The sequence below is a fragment of the Streptomyces regalis genome (assembly GCF_001509475.1).
Lineage (GTDB): Bacteria > Actinomycetota > Actinomycetes > Streptomycetales > Streptomycetaceae > Streptomyces > Streptomyces regalis.
In genome coordinates, this window is record NZ_LLZG01000354.1 from 17,329 (window position 1) to 36,830 (window position 19,502).

The following is a 19,502-nucleotide window of genomic DNA, read 5'->3' on the forward strand; positions in this document are numbered from 1 at the left end:
CGCTCACTTGTCGTGTTCACGCGACAGCGCCCAGGATGAGCGCCGGGCTGAACCCTGGGAGGGCGCACATGAACGGTCTCGACTGGGCCGTGCTCATCGGCTACTTCGGCGTGATGGTGGCGATCGGCGTCTGGTCGCACAAGCGGGTGGACAACGTCAGCGACTTCTTCACCGCGGGCGGCAAGATGCCGTGGTGGCTGTCCGGCATCTCGCACCACATGTCCGGATACAGCGCGGTGATGTTCACCGGGTACGCGGGCATCGCCTACACCTACGGCGTCACGTCCTTCGTCACCTGGTCCTTCCCCATCGCGCTCGGCATCGCCATCGGCTCCAAGCTGTTCGCGCCGCGCATCAACCGGCTCCGCTCACGGCTTCATGTGGCCTCCCCGCTGGAGTACCTGAAGAACCGTTACGACCTGAAGACCCAGCAGGCGCTGGCCTGGTCCGGGATGCTGCTGAAGATCGTGGACGTGGGCGCGAAGTGGGCGGCCATCGCGACGCTGCTGTCCGTGTTCACCGGCATCTCGCTGAACCAGGGCATCCTCATCACCGGCTCCATCACGGCCGTCTACTGCACCATCGGCGGCCTGTGGGCGGACGCGCTGACCGAACTCGGCCAGTTCGTCATCCAGTTGCTGGCCGGTGTCGCGATGTTCGTCGCCGTGGTCATGAAGCTGGACGACAAGGGCATCGGCTTCTTCGACGCCTGGGACCGGCCGGAGCTGCAGGGCCACGGTGAGCCGCTGGTCGGCCCCTACGGCACGGTCTTCCTCCTCGCCTTCCTCTTCATCAAGCTCTTCGAGTACAACGGCGGCATGCTCAACCAGGCCCAGCGCTACATGGCCACGGCCAGCGCGTACGAGGCCGAGCGCTCGGCACGCCTGTCGGCGATCCTCTGGCTGGTCTGGCCGGTGGTCCTCTTCTTCCCCATGTGGATGTCGCCGCTGCTGGTCACGTCGGAGAAGGGGGACGGCTCGGACTCGTACGGCCTGATGACCGAACAGCTGCTCCCGCACGGCCTGTTGGGCCTCGTCATCGTCGGCTTCTTCTCGCACACGATGGCCATGTGCTCCTCCGACGCCAACGCGATCGCCGCCGTCTTCACCCGGGACTGCGCGCCGGTGGTGTGGCGCAGGGCGCGGGCCTGGAGCGAGGGGCAGGGCCTGCGGGTCGCACGCATCACGACCGTCGTCTTCCTCGGCCTGTCCATGGCCGCCGCGACGCAGGTCAACTCCCCGACCTTCGGCGACATCATCACCGTCGTCATCAAGTGGGTCGCCGGCCTCATGGGCCCGATGGCCATCCCGATGATGCTGGGCCTGCTGCGCCCGTTCCGCCGCTCCGGCCCGACCGCCGCGCTCACCAGCTGGTCGATGGGTCTGCTCGCCTTCTGGCTGGTCAACTACCCGATCAGCTGGCAGATCGAGGGCGGCGTCCCGCTCCAGTACCAGGTCTCGATCCCGCTGGCGGTGTCGCTGGTCCTGTACATCCTCGTCGGCTTCATCAAGCCGGAGGACACCCCGGAGCGGCTCGCGATCATCGAGAAGATCAACACCGACGGGGACGGCGCGGCTGCGGCAGCGGTGCCGGCACCGGCGGGCCCGATGGAGGACGTGGTCCGCGCGAAGGACTGAGGAACGGCAAGGGCATGCGGACAAGGGCGGCCACTCCCACCCCGGGGTGGCCGCCTTTGCCGTTGCCCACTGCCGGGGCCTCCGGCCGACGAACCCGCTCGAAGGCCCGGTGTCGTGGTCGTCGCGGCACCTGGAGTGAGGCCGCCGACCTCGCACCCGGGGGGCCCTCGGTACCTGAGGAGTGGCAGCGCGGATAGGTGAGCTGTTCACCGAGAGGCCCGGGTGCCCGTGTCAGCGGCTGCGGCCCCGAGCTGAACCTCGCGGGTACCGGTCGGCCAACCCGAGCAGAGGGGGCACGGCCACGCAAGACCTGATCAGCTCAGCCGCGCAGGTACCAGTCGGCCAACCCGGACGAAGCCCACACGGCCACGTGGCCGGATCTGCTCAGGCGCGCGGGTACCGGGCCAGCCAGCCCGGCGCCGATCCGGCGGGGCCGTGCAGGGCCGGGCCCTGGGTCATCTCCATGGCGAAGTCGTCGGCGAGTTCGAGGATGGTGGGGCGGCCCTCCAGTTCGGCGAGCCAGGCCGGGGGCAGGGCCGTCTCGCCGTGCAGGGCGCCCAGCAGGCCGCCGGTGAGGGAGCCCGCGGCGGCGGACGGGCCGTCGTGGTTCACGGCGAGGCACAGCCCGTGGCGGACGTCCTCGCCGACCAGGGCGCAGTACACGGCGGCTGCGAGCAGCCCGTCGGCCGAGCCGTCGGCCGCGAGCTCCTCCACCCGCGCCGGGGTGGGCATGCCCTGCCGTACGGCGCCCAGCGCGTGCTGCAGCGCGTCCGACACGGGTTCGTGCCCGGGCCGCAGGGCGAGCAGCGCGAGCGCCCGCTGCACGGCCCCGTCGAGGCTCTCCCCGCAGGCGAGACCGTGCACGATGACGGCGTACGCGCCTGCCGCCAGGTAAGCGATGGGATGGCCGTGGGTCTGCGTCGCGCACTCCACGGCGAGCTGGACGACGAGCTGCGGCTCCCAGCCGACGAGCAGTCCGAAGGGCGCGGAACGGGCGACGGCCTCGGGCCCGAGCTCGGCCGCGTTCTTGGGCGACTCCAGCGTGCCCATGGTCTCGTCACCGAGGCCGAGCAGGAGCGCGCGGGTGGGATCCCGGCGGGCGTACAGCCACTCCTCCCGCGCCAGCCACCCGTCGTCCTTACGGCGCTCGTCGGGACCCCAGTCCCGCTGTGTGGCGGCCCAGCGCAGATACGCCCGGTGCAGATCGGTGGGCGGATGCCAGGCGCCGGTGTCCCGCCGGACCTGCGCTCTTATCAACCCGTCCACGCTGAACAGCGTGAGCTGCGTGAGGTGAGTCACGGCACCGCGCCGGCCATACCCGACCCCGAGATCGACGAGCCCCTCAAGGCCGTACTGCTCCTTGATCTCGTCCAGCCCCAGCCCGTCCACCGGCGCACCGAGGGCATCCCCCACGGCCGCGCCCAGAAGCGTGCCGCGCACCCGGCTGCGGAAGTCCTGCTGTTCGGTACGGCCCCAGACGGCGCCGACTGTCGCACCCACCAAGACCTCCCCGTGACAGCGTCCGTCTGTACGACGATTCGCCACTGTAATCGACCGGGGACGGTCAGTTCAGGGGGCGGAATGGTATGCGAGGTGTGACCGAAATGGTCATGAGTGATCCTGAGTGGCCAGCTATCACCCGTACCGAGTGACATTGCTGCGCCATGCCCAATCCGTCACAGCCCGGCCTCCGCCTCGGCGGCCTCCCTGATCGCGCGGATCTCGTTGATGGCCTGCGTCGGGTCCTGCTCCCCCGCGTCCACGAGCTGCTCCAGTTCACGCAACCGGGCGGCCCGGTCCGGGTGCCGTTCGATCGCCACGAAGACGGCCCAGGAGTGCACGAAGGCCCGGAGCGGTGCGAGGCTCTGCGTCTGCTGGGCGTTCGTCGTGGCCTCGAAGAGGTGGTGCGTCAGGGCCGGGATCCTGCTCGGCGCGATACGCGCCACTGCGGCCCGCAGCGCGTCCGGGGTCAGCTCGGGCATGGGGATCAGCGGTCCGTACGGGCCGTCGGTCTGGGCGCTCACGGTGACCTCCGGTGCGGGTGACTCGGTCCTCGTACGGTACCGGCGGAGTCGGTGGAGCGGTGCGTGGGCAACGCTTGTCACGGGGCTCACTTCCGGGTCTCTACGCCGCCGTCACGCCGGCCGGGCGGCAGTCCCGGCACCGGCCTGGCTGCAAGGACCGGAAGGCCCGGTCGCAGCCGTCGCAGTTCTGGAGGGGGTCGGGGCGGGCGGCCTCCGGCCCGGGGGCGGGCTCGTACGGTGGAGGCAGGAGGGCGGCGAGGCGGTGAGCCAGGAAGCGCGCCGGATGACGTACGCCTTCCCGCGGCAGCCCCGCCGAGAGCGTTCGCTGTACGTCGTCGGGGGCGACGCCTCGCTCCAGCCAGGTCGCTACAGCAGGCGCGAGGCGGCGCACATCGTGCTCGGCGAGATGGAGGCGGGGGTCGCGGACGCGGAGACCTACGAGCACGTTGCGAGCCGTGCGGTGGGCGGGCAGGTCGGGTGCGGACGGGATGTGCGCCTGTGCGGTCGGGGCCGGTTGTTCCGGCTCCTTGAGGTCCGGGGCCGGTTCGCGGCGAGGTGCGGGGGTCGCGCGGGTCGTACGCGCCTGGGGCTTGTTGTACGAGGTCGTGCGCGTCACGATCCGCCCCGACGGCAGGCGCTCCTTCGTGCGGGACAGATACCCGTGCCTCTCCAGCTCCCGCAGGGCCGAGGCGACGCGCGTCTCCCCCTCGGGGAACTTCGCCGCGAGGGCCTTGATTCCGACGAGGCTTCCGGTCGGGAGTGACTGAATGTGGACCGCCAGCCCGATGGCCGTCAGGGACAGCTCGGCGTGCTGGGCCAGATGGTTTCCGACGACGGTGAACTCTTGGTCATGGCTTTCGTCCACGTGGGCAACTCCGAGGGAGGAACGGGCGGGCCGGAGGCGTGCGTGCGCGCTAAGGTGCTGCTCAGTCATCGGGAAGGTCTCTTCTTCCTGGGTGATCAGGCCCTCGCTCGGGATTGCAGTCCCGGCGGGGGCCGTTTGCTGTGTGCGGTTGTTCGTCGAGTTGGTGTGCGGCTGTTTTCGCCGAGATCGACGCTGCCTGACCAATTCGCCGACACGCCAGCGGAATTCGACGCGATCACTCGACCGGGTGACCAGGGGTGCGGTGGTCGACGGGCTGGGTGGGGCGGGTTTGGTTCTTTCCCCGGTTCTTTGTCTTTGGCGTCGGGCACGTCCGGGTCACTGGTCCACGCGATCCGGCGCCAATTCCGCCCACACGGTCTTGCAGTTGGCCGGCGCCTCGTCGACGCCCCAACGGTCCGCGTACGCCGCCACGATCAGCAGACCCCGGCCCGATTCCGCGTCGTCGGCGATCGGACCGGGGATCCGCGGGATCCGGTCGCCTCGGGCGTCGGTGACCTCAATGCGGAGGGTGCCGTCGGGGTGGAGCTTCAGCCCGAGCCGGAAGTCCCGCCCCGGGACGCGACCGTGGAGGACGGCGTTCGACGCCAGCTCGGCCACGACATGCGTCCCGCCTTCGAAACGCCATCCCCAGTCGGCGAGTTGGCGCTCGGTGAGGAGGCGAGCGAGTCGAGCACCTCTTCGAGTCGCGGACAGCTGAACCGCGAAGTGGTGCGTGAAAGAGGTGACTTGGGGGAGGGATTTCGGACTCATGTCACTTAGCGTGGCGAGCCGTTCCTACGCTGAACAGCAACGACCCGGGTACGGACCGTGACTGTCCGGGTACAGGTCCGGGTCGTACTGCTCGTACGTCGGGAGGGACGAGGGTGGAGGACGAGGAGGCCGAGGCCGTACTCAGGGCGGTCGGACGGCAGATCAAGATGTGGCGCGAGGCCGCCGGAATGAAGCAGGGAGAACTGGGCGCCGCCATCGGGTACGGCGAGGAGATGGTCTCGTCGGTGGAGCGTGGGCGGCGCATCCCGAAGCCTGACTTCCTGGACAAGGCCGATGAGGCAGTGGGGGCGGGCGGGAAGATCTCCGCGATGAAGGAGGACGTGGAGAGGGCTCGGTATCCGAAGAAGGTGCGGGATCTGGCGAAGTTGGAGGACGAGTCCGTCGAGATGGGCGCCTATACCGCCCTTCACATCCACGGTCTGCTCCAGACCCCGGAGTACACACGGGCGTTGTACGAGACTCGGCGGCCCGCGCACACGGAGGAGGACATCGACCGGGTCGTCGCCGCACGCATGGCGCGCAAGGTCGTCTTTGAGCGAGTTCCCCGGCCGTTCATCACCTTCGTCCAGGAAGAGGCCACGCTGCGGCGGCCGGTCGGAGGCAGGATGGTGCTACGACAACAGCTCGAACACCTTTTGGAGGTCGGCAGGTTGCGGCACGTCGAGATCCAGGTGATGCCAACAAGCCGAGCGGACCACGCGTACGTGAGCGGTTCGTTCCGCGTGCTGAAACTTCGGGACGGCAAAGCACTGGGTTACCTGGCGGCAGAGCTGCACGGCCGAGTGATCAGTGATCCCCGGGAAGTCCAGGTCATGGAGATGCGCTATGGAATGATCCGGGCGCAGGCCCTCTCCCCCCGGGAGTCACTGGCCTTCATCGAGAAACTTCTGGGAGAAGAGACATGACCACCACCGCACTGACGTGGTTCAAGAGCAGCTACAGCGGCACCGACGAACCGGACTGCGTCGAGGTCGCCATAGCCCCCACCGCCCCCACCGTCCACGTCCGCGACTCCAAGAACCGGGACGGCGCACGGCTCGCGTTCACCAACGGCTCGTGGGTCGAGTTCGTGGCATTCGCGGGAAGGCGCTGACCGTCACTCCGCCACCCGGGATCGAACGGCGTCCCGCGTCTCGGTGAGTTGGGTGAGGATCGGGGTGATGCGGGCTCGTTCGGTGTCCGGGGCGCCGCGCAGTGCCTGGATCGCCTCGTCCATCAGAGCGAGATCCGCCTTGGCCCAGGACTTGGACCGCATCAGCTCGACTTGGCGGTTGACGTCCGCCAGCGCTTCGTTCCAGAGACCGAGACGACTCAGAACCCGCACTCGCCAGGTATGGGCCCACACGTAGTCCGGGTTCAGTTCGAGAGCGCGGTCCAACTCCTCGCGCGCCTCGTCCAGTCGGTCCAGGCCGATCAATGCCCAACCCCGCTGGGCGAGAACCCACGCATCACCCGGACGTAGGTCCTTTGCGCGATCCGCATCGGCCAGGGCCCGTTCATGGGCACCAAGTTGACTATGAAGTCTCGACCTCTGCCCCAGCGCCCAAACATAGGTGGGGTTGAGCTCGATGGCTCGGTCGAGGTCCGCAATAGCGTCACCATGACGCCAAAGCAGCCCTAGGCAGACGCCGCGGCTCGCGTACCCTGACGCGTACTCCCCATCGAGCTCAATGGCCCGGTCGTAATCGGCGAGGCCCGCCGCGTGACGGCTCGCGCTGACCAACGCGTCGCCCCGCTCGCACAGCACCCAGGGCTCATCGGGTGCCAGCGCGACCGCACGATCCAGGTCGGCCAGGCGTCGCATCCCGTCATCGCGCGAGCGCCATACACGGGCCCTGCGCACCAAGGCCCAGACATACCCCGAATCCAGCTCCAGAGCGCGGTCCAAGTCCTCCATCGCCTCGTCGAGCTGTCCGAGTTGGTGACGTGTGACCCCGCGAGCCGCCCAGGCGGACCAGTTGGTCGGATCGAGTTCAATCGCGCGGTCCAGGTCCCTGATGGCCGCTTCACTGTTTCCGGTCACACGGTGGTAGTCGCCACGCAGGCTGAGGCCCACTGCGCTGCCGGGCGCAATCTCGTCGGCGCGATCCAGATCGGCAATGGCGGCGACAAGGTCACCCGCTCGTGCCCGCACGGCCGCCCTGGCGACGTACGCCGATGCCAGCTCCGGATCGAGCGTGACAGCACGGTCGAACTCGACCAGCGCGCCGGCGGTTTCGCCCTGGTTTCCCAGTGCTACACCCCGCAGCCGATGGGCCTGCGCCTTTCCTCGCGCATCAAAGCCACCCCGCGCGAGCAACAAGCCCAGGGCGTCGAGCGTTCCTCCTCGCCCAAGCGCCTCCGGCAAGTCGCTGCCCCACGTGCCAAGTACCTGCGCATCCGTGTCCGCGCCTGCCTGCGCCAGGGTCCGCGCCCACCGCCGGGCCACCGCCTCACCCTCTCCACAGGCGATCACCACGTCCTTCAGCACGTCCGGCAACGCACCGCGTGCTCCGGCACACAACAGGTGATACGACTCAGCGAGCCGCAACTCCAGCCAGTCCTCGTCCGCCCACAGCTCGCGGGCTTCACGGCCGGCCTCGGCTTCGGTGCGCCACTCCCCGAACACCTCCGCCAGTCGCGCCTGCTGCCGGGCCCAGCCACGCGGTGAGAGCCGCCGCTGCAACCGAAGCATCGGCTCCCGCACCAGATCGTGGTACCGCAGCCGATCACCGTGGTCGTCCACGAACGCCAGCCCTCGCAACCAGCCGAAGAGCGCGTCGGCCTCCTCGTCCTGGCAGTCCACGACGGCCCTGAACACATCCATGTCCAGACTCCGGGGCAACGCGCAGGTAAGTGCCACCGCCCGCCGTGCCGGATCCTGTTCCCACTTCAGGAAGCGTTCCACGGCCGTGGCGCCGGGGTCGCCGATGTCGCCCGGGTCTGCAGGGCGCTGCTCGGCAAGGGTCGAGACCAGGAGGGGCAGTCCACCCGTGAGGCGCAGCACCTCCTCCACCACTGGTTCGGCGACGACCCCTCTGTCCGCCAACAGCGCGCGTGCCTCCGCCTCGGTGAACGGGTCGAGCGGTACGTCCGTCATGAAGTCGGCGAAGGCGCCCCAGCGAGCGGTGTCAAATGGGTGTTGCCCCGCCGTCACCACGACGACCGTGGCGGGCAGGGCGCCGTGCCGGTCGCTCGTCATCAGCTCGTGCAGCCATCCGTCGAGGAACGGCCTTGTGCGCTCGTACGTGTCGAAGAACAAGACTGTCCAAGGCGCCGTGGTCGCCGCGTCGCACAGTGCGCTCAACAGCACCGGTGTGAGGACCCGCTCCGGGGACAGGACCAGTTGCACGTCCTCCTGGCTCCGGAAGCGCGCGCTCAGTCCCGCTCGTAACCGGTCGGTACTCTGGGCGAGTTGAGAGGCGTCGATAGCGCCTGCGAAAGAGCCCACCCCGGGGACCATCCCCAGCCCGACCAGCCCGGCCCGTGCCACCGCCATGCTGCCCGCGGACGGCCCGGCCGACCCCGGTTCCAGCGTGGCGAGTTCAGCCGCCTCAGCCTCGTGACGCCGCTCCCGGTGCGCGGCGAGCAGCCGCTCCAGTTCCTTGAACCTGTATCCCTGACGCGCGAATTGGCGACTGATCGCCGACATCGCCTCCGGCACGCTGCTCACGCTCTCGTCGACGTACGCGGTGAGCGCGCCCCTTTCGCGGGCGAGTTGCTCCAGCTCCCGCACGAGGAAAGTCTTCCCGACCCCTGCGTTCCCGTGCACATGGAACAGGAACCGATGCCGTTCGTCCTCCGGCGGAAGCTCGAAGTTCCTCCGGAACGCGGCCCGCTCGTCGGCCCGCCCCACGAAGCCGGCCCGCCTGCGCTGCCGGATCAGTTCCTGCATCGACGGCCGCGCCTGCGCCACCCGCGTGTCCCCTCGTTTGCTCGCCCAGACCCCGTGCCGTCACCATTCTGGTTCAAGGAGTACGTGAAGGCAGGGTCCTTCAGGACCTCGGCTGAACTCCCGTCGCCGCAACCAGCTCGCGGACACCGCTCACTCTCGGGTGCCGTACCGACAGGTCACTGACAATCTGCCGAATGGCCGGGCGGTCGCGCACCTCTCCGGGAGAAACGCGGAGCGCGGAGAGCAATTCTGTCGCTGTCTGTTCCGCTTTACCCCACTGCCACCACGCGCGGCCGAGGTCGGTGTGCATCCGACCCTTGCGTTCGGCGGTTGGAAACTGATCCGGGTGCAGTGCCCGCCCTGCCTGAATGGCGGTTCCGGCGTCTCCCAGCGCCCAGTGGACGCCGACGGCGTAGAGGTCGACGGCTGCCGGGGTGAGCGAGAACACCCGGCTGGCCGGAGCTTGCCGTGGGAGTCCGCTCGCAGCTCGGGACGCCTCGCGGATCATGGTCAGTGCCTGCTCTCGGTCACCGGCCCGTGCCGCGGTGTAGGAGGCAGTGCACAGCATTTGAGCGTATGCCGCCGACTTGGCAGCGGTCGTCAGCCCTGTGGCCTCGACCTTCACTGCAGCATCCACGATCAGGCGTCGTGCGGCGTCGGGCTGGTCCTGGTGGCGCAGGACGATGCTCAGTTCCCGGGCTGCGGCTGCAGCCGCCAGCGGTGAGCTGGAGAGTTCCGCATAAACGGTGGCCCGGTCCGCAGTGAGGCGAGCCCTCTCATATCGGCCGATCTTGATGAGGAGACGGGCTGCGAGACAGTAGCAGGACGCAAGCCGCGCGTGCGCGAGGTCGCTCCTGGACCTTGCCGCATCGTGGGCGTCAGCGAGGAGCCCGGGAAACGCGTCGAGAAGGTCGGCGTGCCGGCCCGCGTCGAACAAGGCTCGCGCTCGGGCGAGGCGTGTGTCGAGTGGCACGGTCGAGCCGGTCGGGTCAGGGGTGATCGCCAGGGCATCGTCCACGTTGGCGAGCAGTTGGGCGGGGGCCACCAGGCCGGCGGCCGCGAGCAGTGTCCGGCGGCGCATGGGGTCCTCCTTGACGCGGCGTGGACCATCGGCGGCCACTTTAGTGGCTTGCATCATGTTCAATCCGAGTGCCGCACCAAGAACGTGCGGTGGCACACCGACCTCCTGAGCAGCCCGGCGCAGGAGGCACAGGTCCGCGGGTCGGCTACCGCGCTGCTCCATGCGGGAGACGGTGGACGCCGAGCAGCCGAGCCTCACCCCGAGGTCGGCCTGCCGCCAGCCCCTACTGACCCGACCCATGCGGATGAGCGCGCCAGGGTCCTGGCACTCGACAAGTGTTCGGACCTGGGTGGAATTCCACAGCGGGTCCATGGTGCGCATCGCGCCTCCCACTGGCCGAGGGCCGGGCCAATCCACGGTAGCCAGCGCACACCCGGACCGTCGACGGCGTGTGCAGCATCTGCAAACGGTGCGCTGAACAAGGCAGTTGACCACTGAACGCCCATGTCCGGTGGTGTCGTTCGAGTATCGGCCCGGCTCTGGGCCGAGGGCGGACGACACCGTGGAGGAGACAATGACGGCAGCAGAGGAGACCCAGGTCCGCGATCCCCGGAATTACGTGAAGCGCGACGTGTGGGACCGGGAGATCCAGCTCCTGATGCGGGATCACCCGGTCGACGAGATAATGGCCAATCGACTGTTCGGCGCTGCGGTCTCGTACTTGATCACAGCGATGGAGAAGTGGGGCCAGGGCTTGGAGATGTGCTGTGGCCGCCTGGTCGATCTGGCGGTGCACGTCTTCATCCTGGACACCAAGAACTACCGCGAGTTCTGTGCCGAGAACTTCGACGGGAGGTTCCTGGAGCACATTCCGGAAATCGAATTCAAGTACGACGGCTCGGTCGAGCGCACCGCGCACATCATCGCCGACACCGGCTTCGACGTGGACTGGAAACTCTGGGAACGGGACTTCGGCAAATGTGGGCCGTGCAGTCCCGGGGCGAACTGCCACTGATCGGAAGCCTGATCGGGCCCGGGGGCGTTCAGGTGCCTCCGGGCCCCTTCGCATGCCCATCCAGGGGGAGGCAGGGTCGTCCGCCCGCAGGCCGGACTGCACGGGCCATCAGCGTGCCAAGGTTCCCCGGCTCCGGGGCCTCGAGAACCTGGACCTGGATCTCGGTGAAGCCGTGCCGCTTGAGGATGTCGGCCCACAGATCCGGGTCGTATTGCCAGCGCAGCACTGTGAGATCACGCTCCCGCCCTTCGAGCCACTTTCCCCGCATCTGCTGGGGGCCGTAGGAGCCTGAGGCGGGCTCGGCCTGTGAGAAGGCGAAGACGCCACCGGGGGCCAGGCGTTCGAGGACGAGGGGAAACAGGTCTTCGGGGTCGGTGAACCATACGGCCCCCCAGACCGAGTAGATGGCGTCGTAAACCACGGAGGTCGAGGAGAGGTGGGCGCAGGCCTCGGCGTGGACGAAGGACAGCCCGGCGATGTCCTTCCACCAGGCTCGTGCCCGCTCGACCTGAACCGGGGAGAAGTCGACACCGGTCACCTCCACGCCGTGCCGGGCCAGGTAGGCGGCTTCTTTGCCCTCCGCCGGTCCGAGCTCCAGCGCGCGGCGGGGGTGGCCGAGGAAGTCGGAGCCTGGCCCGTGCCCCGGGTACTGGGCCCAGTCGAACCGGTCCACCTCTGGAGCCCGTTGGGATCCCTGGCCTTTATGGGGCTTGTACTTGTCCCAGTACTCGGCCGGCGTCATGGGCGCGTGGGGCATGAAGGTCCTCGGCAGGGTGAGCGCGTGACTGGTGTCCGTTGAGCTGAACACCGTATCGCCGCTCACTGGCCGAATGGGTACCGAACACAGCGGCCGCACAGGGAAGATGACCACCATGCCTAAGACACCCCCACGCGGCGCCCTCCACCTGGCCGCCACCCTCCTCACCGCGACGGTCGCCCTCTACATCACCCTCGTCGCCTTCGGTAACATCACCGACTTCGGCACGAACCAGCAGTTCGTGCAGCACGTCCTGGCGATGGATACGACCTTCAAGGACGACGACCTGATGTGGAGAGCCGTCACCAGCAAGGGACTTCAGGACGCGGCGTACATCGCGATCATCGTCTGGGAGACCGTCGCTGCCCTCGTCCTCATATACGGCACCTGGCTCTGGTTCCGCCGCGACGACCGGCGCGCCCGCCGCTTCTCCACCTACGGCCTGCTGATGCTGATGCTGCTGTTCGGCGGCGGGTTCATCGCCATCGGTGGTGAGTGGTTCTCGATGTGGCAGTCGGGGGACTGGAACGGGCTGGACGCGGCGACCCGGGTGTTCCTGTTCAGCGGGGTCGTGCTGATCGTCAACCATCTGCCGTTCGGGCAGGGCGAGCGGACCGACGCCGGCTGACCACCGCTCCTGACAACCACCGCTCCTGACGACCGACGGCCCGGATGAGTGGGAATCCTGTGAACCCGGCAGCCACATCCGCCCCTCTCCGGGCCGCCGTCGGTTCGAATGGCAGGCATGACCAGTGGCATACCGCGAGCAGGGGCACGGAGCAGACAGCTGCGGCGGATCGCAGAACGCCGGGCACAGACGGGCCGGTCCGCCGGCCGGCGCGCCAGAGCCCCGCTGGGAGCGCATCGCCCGGGACACCGCCGCGGAGCACCGGAGCGCCGCGGGACCGGCGCCGCCTCCCGCCCGGCGCAGGGGCCGCCCGCGGAAGGGGCCCTGTGGGGACAGCGAGCGGGTCTCGTCGCGCTGATGCTCCCCGGGGTCGCGGCGGTCGCCACACTGGCTTTCACCTGGGTGTCCGTGACGCAGGCCGCCGAAGAGCTGACCATTTCGGAGCAGGGACAGATCGCGGACCGGTACGACAAGGCCATGGAACGGCTGGACAACGGCTCCGCCAACATCCGCAGAGGCGCGATCTTCTCCCTGCAGGGCATCATGGAGGACTCCCCGCGACAGCAGCCGGCGGTGCTCTACGCCCTGTCCGAGTACATCCGCACTCGCGCCGCCAAGAAGTCGTCCACGACCGGCAAGGCTCCCGACATCCAGGCGGCCCTCTCTGTGCTCGGTCAGCGCGACCCCGCGCACGACGGTGATCGCCCCATCGACCTCAGAGGCGTCCAACTGACCGGCGTCGATCTTCACCGGGCCGATCTGAGCGGGGCGAACCTCGCCGGAGCGGTCCTCTCCCACGGCAACCTGGAAGGCACGAAACTGTCCGGCACGGACCTGCGTGGCGCCACGCTGACAGGAACGAACCTCAAGGGCGCCGATCTGGCCGGGGCGAACCTGAGCAAAAGCGTCCTCAACGACGCCGTGCTCACCGAGGCGAACCTGTCCCAAGCCCGCCTCGACTCCGCCCAGTTGAAAGCCGCCGACCTGGAGAAGGCGAACCTGCGTGGCGCCTCGCTCCACCACACCGATCTGCGGGAGGCGGATCTGATGGACGTGCAGCTGGACGGAGCCGATCTGACCCGCGTGCGTCGCCCGGAGGGGGATCTGCCGACGCCGAGCCCGGCCGCCTCCGCTCCCACTCCCACTCCCACCACGGGCTCCCCGCGCCCCACCGATCTTCAGAACGCGGCGCGATGACCACCCCGACGCCCCTCACGTATCAGTGGCGCAGGGCCCATTTCTGGACCGCCTCCAGGGGCCCAGTCGAGAAGCGCCGCAGCCACAGCGTGGAGCCCACCATCAGGACCGCGCAGACCGCGGCCCACAGTCCCACCACCCACCATGGGCCCGTGTCGCCGAGCCGTTCGGCGAGGCCCAGTCCGATGCCGTAGGAGACGAGCACGCACAGCACGTTCTGGAGGACGTAGCCGGACAGGGCCGTCCGGCCGACGGAGGTCAGGCCCGTCATCAGCGGGCCCGGCCGCCGTACCCGGTCCATCAGCGCGCCGATCAGGCCGATGTAGCCGAGGGCCAGCAGCGGGGCGGTGCCGTACCGGGCCATCAGGAACAGGTCGGGGCCGGCCAGTGTCGCCGCCACGTTGAGGGGCAGTCCGAGGCCCAGGCCCCACAGCAGGAGGCGGGAGCGCAGCCTCCGCCCCGTCTCGTCCGCGCCGAACGCCCCCGCCCGGAACAGTCGTACGCCCAGGAGGAAGAGGAAGATCAGGAGGAAGAAGGTCAGTACCGGCTCCATGCGGAGCGCGACCGCGTTCTCCAGGCGGAAGGCGATCTGGTCCGGGTAGCTGCCGTGCGCGTACAGGTCGACGACCTCGCGGGAGACGCCGCCGCCGGTGTCGCCGCCTGTATCACTGTCGTCGGTGCCGGCCAGGGTCAGGGCCGCCGTCAGCAGGCCGATCACCGTCAGGTGTATCCCCGCCGCCCACCACATCACCCGCCGCTGTGCCCGTTCCGAGCGGGTCAGCAGCCAGGCGACGAGCAGCGCGGTGACCGCGTACCCCATCAGCACGTCCCACGCGAAGACCAGCACGAAGTGCACCGTGCCCTCGCCGAACAGGAACAGCGCCCGCCACCGGTAGCGCCCCGGCCACGGCTGCCCGCGGCGCGCCGCCGAGGCGTACTGGATGGCCAGCCCGACTCCGAACAGGATCGTCAGCAGCGACAGGAACTTGCCGTTCGCCAGCACACTGAAGGTGCCTTCCACGGCTCCCGCGAGTGATCCGAACGACAGCTCGCTCGAACCGGACTCCAGGGCTCCCCACTCCCCGCCCGGACCGGTGAAGATCCATACGTTCGTCATGAGCGTGCCCAGGATGGCCGCTCCGCGCAGTACGTCGAGGAGGGGCAGTCGCCGTCCGGTGGGCGAGGAATCCAGTGCCGGTGTCTGCGGGGCTCGCGCGTCCGTGTGCGTCATGGATTCATCGTCACGGCGGCAACGGCCCGAATCGTCATGAGCAAAGTCGACCCCGCAGTACATCGAAGGATGCAGAGGGACGCGGCGGACTGCTACTTGACGACGGCCACCGTCGTGCCCGTCTCCCCGAACGTCCACAGCGCCGCCCCGTCCGCCGCGCGCATCCGGACCCCGCCGGTCTGCTTGCCGTCGGCGGGCGGGGGCGAGGAGCCGTCCACGGCGTTGGAGAAGCCGATGGAGACGCCGGACTTCGCGGCGAAGTAGATGATGTTCTCGATCTGCACGCCGTCCGAACCCGTGGTGGCCATGGTGCGCGACGACACCGCGTAGGTGCCGACGTCCGGGCTCACCGTGCCCGGCCAGACGGTGAAGGTACGGCGGGACGCGTCGCTCGCGTCGACCAGCCAGACCCGCTTCTGCCCGAGGCTGTAGACGATCCGGCGTCCCGTGCCCGAGCCCTCCGGTACGGCGACGGGTGCGGTGGACTTCGACGGTGCGGGGCTCGCGCCCGCCGACGCCGACGCGCTCGGGCGGGCCGCCGTGGCCGTCGGGTGCGGCCCCTTGTCGGCCTGCACGGCGAGGACGGTGACGGCGGCTATCGCTCCCACCGTCAGACCGGTCACCCAGACCTTGGGAGCAGGCACGGCACGCATCTCCTCAGCTACGGAAGCCGCGGAACCCCACGGAACCCCTCCAGCGGGGGTCGGATCATCGTACCGACCCCCGCGAGGCGGTCCTCCTCAGTCCGGCACCGGCATCAGTCGAGCATGGGCATCAGTCGAGCACCGGCAGCAGCTCCGGCAGATGCCCGTCCGAGGCCGCCGCCGCCCGCTGTCGTTCCTCCGACACCTCGCCGTACAGCGTCGTCCGCGGCTTCGCCGGACGGCCGGCCGCCGCGGCGACGGCCACCAGGTCGCGTACCGACTTGTAGGAGCCGTACGACGAACCCGCCATCCGCGAGATCGTCTCCTCCATCAGCGTCCCGCCCAGGTCGTTGGCGCCGGAGCGGAGCATCTCCGCCGCGCCCTCGGTGCCAAGCTTCACCCAGCTGGTCTGGATGTTGGGGATGTGCGGGTGCAGGAGGAGGCGGGCCATGGCGGTGACCGCACGGTTGTCGCGGATGGTCGGGCCGGGACGCGCGATCCCCGCCAGGTACACCGGCGCGTTGGTGTGGATGAACGGCAGTGTCACGAACTCTGTGAAGCCGCCCGTGCGTTGCTGGATCCCGGCCAGGGTGCGCAGGTGCCCGAGCCAGTGGCGGGGCTGGTCGACGTGGCCGTACATCATCGTCGACGAGGACCGGATGCCGAGCTCGTGCGCGGTCGTGATCACCTCGATCCACGTCGCCGTCGGCAGCTTGCCCTTGGTCAGGACCCAGCGGACCTCGTCGTCGAGGATCTCGGCTGCGGTGCCGGGGATGGAGTCCAGGCCCGCCTCCTTCGCCGCCGTGAGCCATTCCCTGATCGACATGCCTGTGCGGGTGGCGCCGTTCACGACCTCCATCGGGGAGAAGGCGTGCACGTGCATGCCGGGGACGCGGGATTTCACGGCCCGTGCGATGTCGAAGTACGCCGTTCCCGGCAGGTCGGGGTGGATGCCGCCCTGCATGCAGACCTCCACCGCGCCCACGTCCCAGGCCTGTTGGGCGCGGTCGGCGACCTGGTCCAGGGAGAGCGTGTAGGCGTCGGCGTCGGTCCTGCGTTGCGCGAAGGCGCAGAAGCGGCAGCCGGTGTAGCAGACGTTGGTGAAGTTGATGTTCCGCGTGACGATGTACGTCACGTCGTCGCCGACCGCCGATTTACGCACGTCGTCGGCGATGCGGGTGAGCGCGTCCAGCGCCGGGCCGTCCGCGTGCAGCAGCGCCAGCGCCTCCTCGTCGGTCAGCCGGGTCGGGTCGTCGGCGGCGACCCGCAGCGCCTGGCGGACGTCGGTGTCGATGCGCTCCGGCACCATGCCGGGCGCGGCCGCCTCGCGTAGGGCGCCCCAGTCGCCGTACACCTCGTCGAAGTCGTCGCGGCGGTCGGACGTACGGCCCTCGGTGTCGATGGTGGTGTGGAGGTCCGTACGGCCGGACGCGACGAACGCCTCCTCGGGCTCCTGCCACGGGTGCCCCTCGACGACGGCATCCGGGCGCGCCAGGCCGGTCTCCGGGTCGGCGAGCGCCCGGACGTGCGGGAGCAGCCGCGGGTCCATCCAGGGTTCGCCGCGCTGGACGAACTCCGGGTAGACGCAGAGCCGTTCACGCAGTTCGAAGCCGACGGCGGCCGACCGGTCGGCCAGTTCCTCGATCTGCGGCCAGGGGCGCTCGGGGTTGACGTGGTCGATGGTCAGCGGGGAGACCCCGCCCCAGTCGTCGATGCCGGCGCGGATGAGGCGCTCGTATTCGTCGTCGACCAGGTTGGGCGGGGCCTGCAGGCAGGCGCTCGGGCCCATGATGTGCCGGGCGACGGCCACCGTGGCGACGAGTTCGTCGAGTTCCGCGTCCGGCATGCCGCGCATCGCGGTGTCCGGCTTGGCGCGGAAGTTCTGGATGATCAGTTCCTGGATGCCGTGGTAGGCGCGGGAGATCTTCCGGAGCGCGAAGAGGGACTCGGCGCGCTCCTCGTACGTCTCCCCGATCCCGATGAGGAGCCCGGAGGTGAAGGGGACGGAGGAACGCCCCGCGTCCTCCAGCACCCGCAGCCGTACGGCGGGTTCCTTGTCCGGGGAGCCGTAGTGCGGGCCGCCCGGCTCGGACCACAGGCGGGTCGCGGTCGTCTCCAGCATCATGCCCATCGACGGGGCGACGGGCTTCAGCCGCTGGAAGTCGGTCCAGGTCATGACGCCCGGGTTGAGGTGGGGCAGCAGGCCCGTCTCCTCCAGGATGCGGATGGAGATGGCCCGGACGTAGGCGATGGTGTCGTCGTACCCGTGCGCGTCCAGCCACTCCCTGGCCTCCGGCCACCGCTCCTCCGGCTTGTCGCCGAGGGTGATGAGGGCTTCCTTGCAGCCGAGGGCCGCGCCCTTGCGGGCGATGTCGAGGACCTCGTCCGGCGACATGAACATCCCGTGCCCGGCGCGGCGCAGCTTGCCGGGCACGGTGACGAAGGTGCAGTAGTGGCACTTGTCGCGGCACAGCCGGGTGAGGGGGATGAAGACGCTCTTCGAGTACGTGATGACGCCGGGCCGGCCTGCCGCCTCCAGGCCCGCGTCCCGCACCCGGCCGGCCGACGCGACGAGATCGTCGAGGGCCTCGCCGCGGGCCTGGAGCAGTACGGCCGCCTCGGAGACGTCGAGGGCGACGCCGTCCCGGGCGCGTTTGAGGGCGCGACGCATGGAGTTCTCGGTCGGGCCGGTTCCGGAGGTCGCGGGAATCGTCATCCTTCGAGCATACGGAGGGGCTCCGCCGGTTCAGCGGGGTCGGGGGTGGTCTGGGGGGGCTGACGGTGCGTTGCCGGGTGCGGGTGTGTTGTGGCTGGTCGTGCCCACGCGGCGGAGCCGCATATCGACACGGTCCCGCGCCCCTGGGGTGGCTGCCCGCCCCCTCGGCTACAAGTACTCGGCGTATTCGTCCAGCACCCGAAGCACCTCCCCCTCCCCCGCCGGAGGCAGTTGCACCACAACCTCCTCGATCCCCAGCTCCGCATAATGCGCAAGCTTGCCGGGGCTGGGGAAAACGGCGTACGGCACGACCTGAAGGGCATTCGGATCACGTCCGGCGTCGACCCAGGCGGCCCGCAACACAGGCAAGGTTTCGGACAATCCGCGGCCACCGATCGGCAGCCACCCGTCGGCGTACTCGCTGATGTGCGCGAACAGCTTCGGCCCGGCGGCTCCGCCGATGAGGGTGCGAGGCCCGACGACCTTCGGCGCACGCGGCTTCTGTACGGGTTTGGGATAAGCGAAACTGGCCTGCACCGCACCGAACTCCCCCTCGTACGCGGTGGGTTCGTCCGCCCACAGGGCCCGCATCAGGGCCATCCGGTCCCGGACGAGTTCGCGGCGCGTGGCCCACTCGACCCCATGATCAGTGGCCTCCTCCACATTCCAGCCAAAGCCGAGACCGAGGGTGAACCGCCCCCCGGAGAGGTGGTCCACGGTCGCGATCTGCTTGGCGAGGTCGATCGGGTCGTGCTGGGCGACCAGCGTGATGCCGGTGCCGAGGCCGAGCCGTTCGGTGACAGCGGCGGCCTGGCCGAGGGCGACGAAGGGGTCGAGGGTACGGCCGTACTCGGGCGGCAGATCACCGCCGGCGGGGTACGGGGTGACCCGCTCGACCGGGATGTGGGTGTGCTCGGGCAGGTGCAGCCCGGCGAACCCGCGCTGCTCCAGCTCACGGGCGAGCCGGGTCGGGGTGATGGTCTCGTCGGTGAGGAAGATCGTCACGGAGATGCGCATGACCGCATCTGTACCGCGCGGACGCCCCGATGTCCATACCGACCGGTCGGCACATACTTCACGCCGACTGCCGGCCGGCTGCCG

At 69.5% G+C, this 19,502-nt stretch carries 17 protein-coding genes; 6 read left to right on the forward strand and 11 right to left on the reverse strand.

Annotated elements, in window-relative coordinates:
- The first annotated feature begins 68 nt into the window (after positions 1-68).
- On the forward strand, positions 69-1,637 hold the full coding sequence (locus tag ADL12_RS29955; RefSeq protein WP_062707209.1) for a sodium:solute symporter family protein: 1,569 nt from the start codon (positions 69-71) through the stop codon (positions 1,635-1,637).
- Between the two features lie 384 nt (positions 1,638-2,021).
- Here ADL12_RS29955 and ADL12_RS29960 read toward each other — a convergent pair whose 3' ends face one another.
- The 4 genes from ADL12_RS29960 to ADL12_RS29975 form a co-directional block, all read right to left on the reverse strand.
- On the reverse strand, positions 2,022-3,137 hold the full coding sequence (locus ADL12_RS29960; RefSeq protein WP_062707211.1) for an ADP-ribosylglycohydrolase family protein: 1,116 nt from the start codon (positions 3,135-3,137) through the stop codon (positions 2,022-2,024).
- Between the two features lie 176 nt (positions 3,138-3,313).
- The gene (locus tag ADL12_RS29965; protein WP_062707213.1) at positions 3,314-3,661 is read right to left on the reverse strand and encodes a DUF6247 family protein; all 348 of its coding nucleotides are present in this window, start codon (positions 3,659-3,661) and stop codon (positions 3,314-3,316) included.
- A 100-nt stretch (positions 3,662-3,761) separates the two neighbouring features.
- The gene (locus ADL12_RS29970; RefSeq protein WP_062707215.1) at positions 3,762-4,595 is read right to left on the reverse strand and encodes a helix-turn-helix domain-containing protein; all 834 of its coding nucleotides are present in this window, start codon (positions 4,593-4,595) and stop codon (positions 3,762-3,764) included.
- Positions 4,596-4,862: 267 nt separating this feature from the next.
- Entirely contained in the window at positions 4,863-5,297 is a 435-nt protein-coding gene (locus ADL12_RS29975) for an ATP-binding protein (protein ID WP_062707217.1), read from the reverse strand.
- 113 nt (positions 5,298-5,410) lie between these two features.
- Between ADL12_RS29975 and ADL12_RS29980 the strand changes: the two genes are divergently transcribed.
- Together ADL12_RS29980 and ADL12_RS29985 are read left to right on the forward strand one after the other, a co-directional pair.
- On the forward strand, positions 5,411-6,223 hold the full coding sequence (locus ADL12_RS29980) for a helix-turn-helix domain-containing protein (protein WP_062707221.1): 813 nt from the start codon (positions 5,411-5,413) through the stop codon (positions 6,221-6,223).
- The gene (locus ADL12_RS29985; RefSeq protein WP_062707223.1) at positions 6,220-6,411 is read left to right on the forward strand and encodes a DUF397 domain-containing protein; all 192 of its coding nucleotides are present in this window, start codon (positions 6,220-6,222) and stop codon (positions 6,409-6,411) included. The genes ADL12_RS29980 and ADL12_RS29985 overlap by 4 nt, the downstream gene beginning before the upstream one ends.
- Positions 6,412-6,414: 3 nt before the next feature.
- On the opposite strand, the gene ADL12_RS29990 is transcribed toward ADL12_RS29985, so the two are convergent.
- Both ADL12_RS29990 and ADL12_RS29995 read right to left on the reverse strand, forming a co-directional pair.
- A complete protein-coding gene (locus ADL12_RS29990; protein WP_063806751.1) occupies positions 6,415-9,213 on the reverse strand; it encodes a tetratricopeptide repeat protein in 2,799 nt (932 codons plus the stop codon).
- Positions 9,214-9,292: 79 nt separating this feature from the next.
- On the reverse strand, positions 9,293-10,594 hold the full coding sequence (locus tag ADL12_RS29995; RefSeq protein ID WP_062707225.1) for a helix-turn-helix domain-containing protein: 1,302 nt from the start codon (positions 10,592-10,594) through the stop codon (positions 9,293-9,295).
- Between the two features lie 130 nt (positions 10,595-10,724).
- Here ADL12_RS29995 and ADL12_RS30000 point away from each other — a divergent pair, with 130 nt between their 5' ends.
- Positions 10,725-11,228: a glycine-rich domain-containing protein gene (locus ADL12_RS30000; protein ID WP_244188108.1), complete on the forward strand. Its 504-nt coding sequence runs from the start codon at positions 10,725-10,727 to the stop codon at positions 11,226-11,228.
- A gap of 28 nt (positions 11,229-11,256) precedes the next feature.
- Here the strand turns inward: ADL12_RS30000 and ADL12_RS30005 are convergent, their stop codons facing one another.
- Complete coding sequence (locus ADL12_RS30005) at positions 11,257-11,985, reverse strand: class I SAM-dependent methyltransferase (protein WP_062707348.1); 729 nt, start codon at positions 11,983-11,985, stop codon at positions 11,257-11,259.
- Between the two features lie 115 nt (positions 11,986-12,100).
- On the opposite strand from ADL12_RS30005, the gene ADL12_RS30010 reads away from it, so the two are divergent.
- Positions 12,101-12,613, forward strand: coding sequence for a DUF2165 domain-containing protein (locus ADL12_RS30010; RefSeq protein WP_062707351.1), 513 nt, complete (start codon positions 12,101-12,103; stop codon positions 12,611-12,613).
- Positions 12,614-12,970: 357 nt separating this feature from the next.
- On the forward strand, positions 12,971-13,810 hold the full coding sequence (locus ADL12_RS30015) for a pentapeptide repeat-containing protein (protein ID WP_062707229.1): 840 nt from the start codon (positions 12,971-12,973) through the stop codon (positions 13,808-13,810).
- Between the two features lie 22 nt (positions 13,811-13,832).
- Here the strand turns inward: ADL12_RS30015 and ADL12_RS30020 are convergent, their stop codons facing one another.
- From ADL12_RS30020 to ADL12_RS30035, 4 genes are all read right to left on the reverse strand, one after another.
- Positions 13,833-15,041, reverse strand: a complete 1,209-nt coding sequence (locus tag ADL12_RS30020) for a DUF418 domain-containing protein (protein ID WP_062707230.1) — start codon at positions 15,039-15,041, stop codon at positions 13,833-13,835.
- Positions 15,042-15,133: 92 nt separating this feature from the next.
- Positions 15,134-15,694, reverse strand: a complete 561-nt coding sequence (locus ADL12_RS30025; RefSeq protein WP_062707236.1) for a hypothetical protein — start codon at positions 15,692-15,694, stop codon at positions 15,134-15,136.
- 121 nt (positions 15,695-15,815) lie between these two features.
- The gene (locus ADL12_RS30030) at positions 15,816-18,401 is read right to left on the reverse strand and encodes a bifunctional FO biosynthesis protein CofGH (RefSeq protein WP_062707241.1); all 2,586 of its coding nucleotides are present in this window, start codon (positions 18,399-18,401) and stop codon (positions 15,816-15,818) included.
- Between the two features lie 168 nt (positions 18,402-18,569).
- Complete coding sequence (locus ADL12_RS30035; protein WP_062707244.1) at positions 18,570-19,418, reverse strand: LLM class F420-dependent oxidoreductase; 849 nt, start codon at positions 19,416-19,418, stop codon at positions 18,570-18,572.
- Positions 19,419-19,502: the final 84 nt, after the last annotated feature.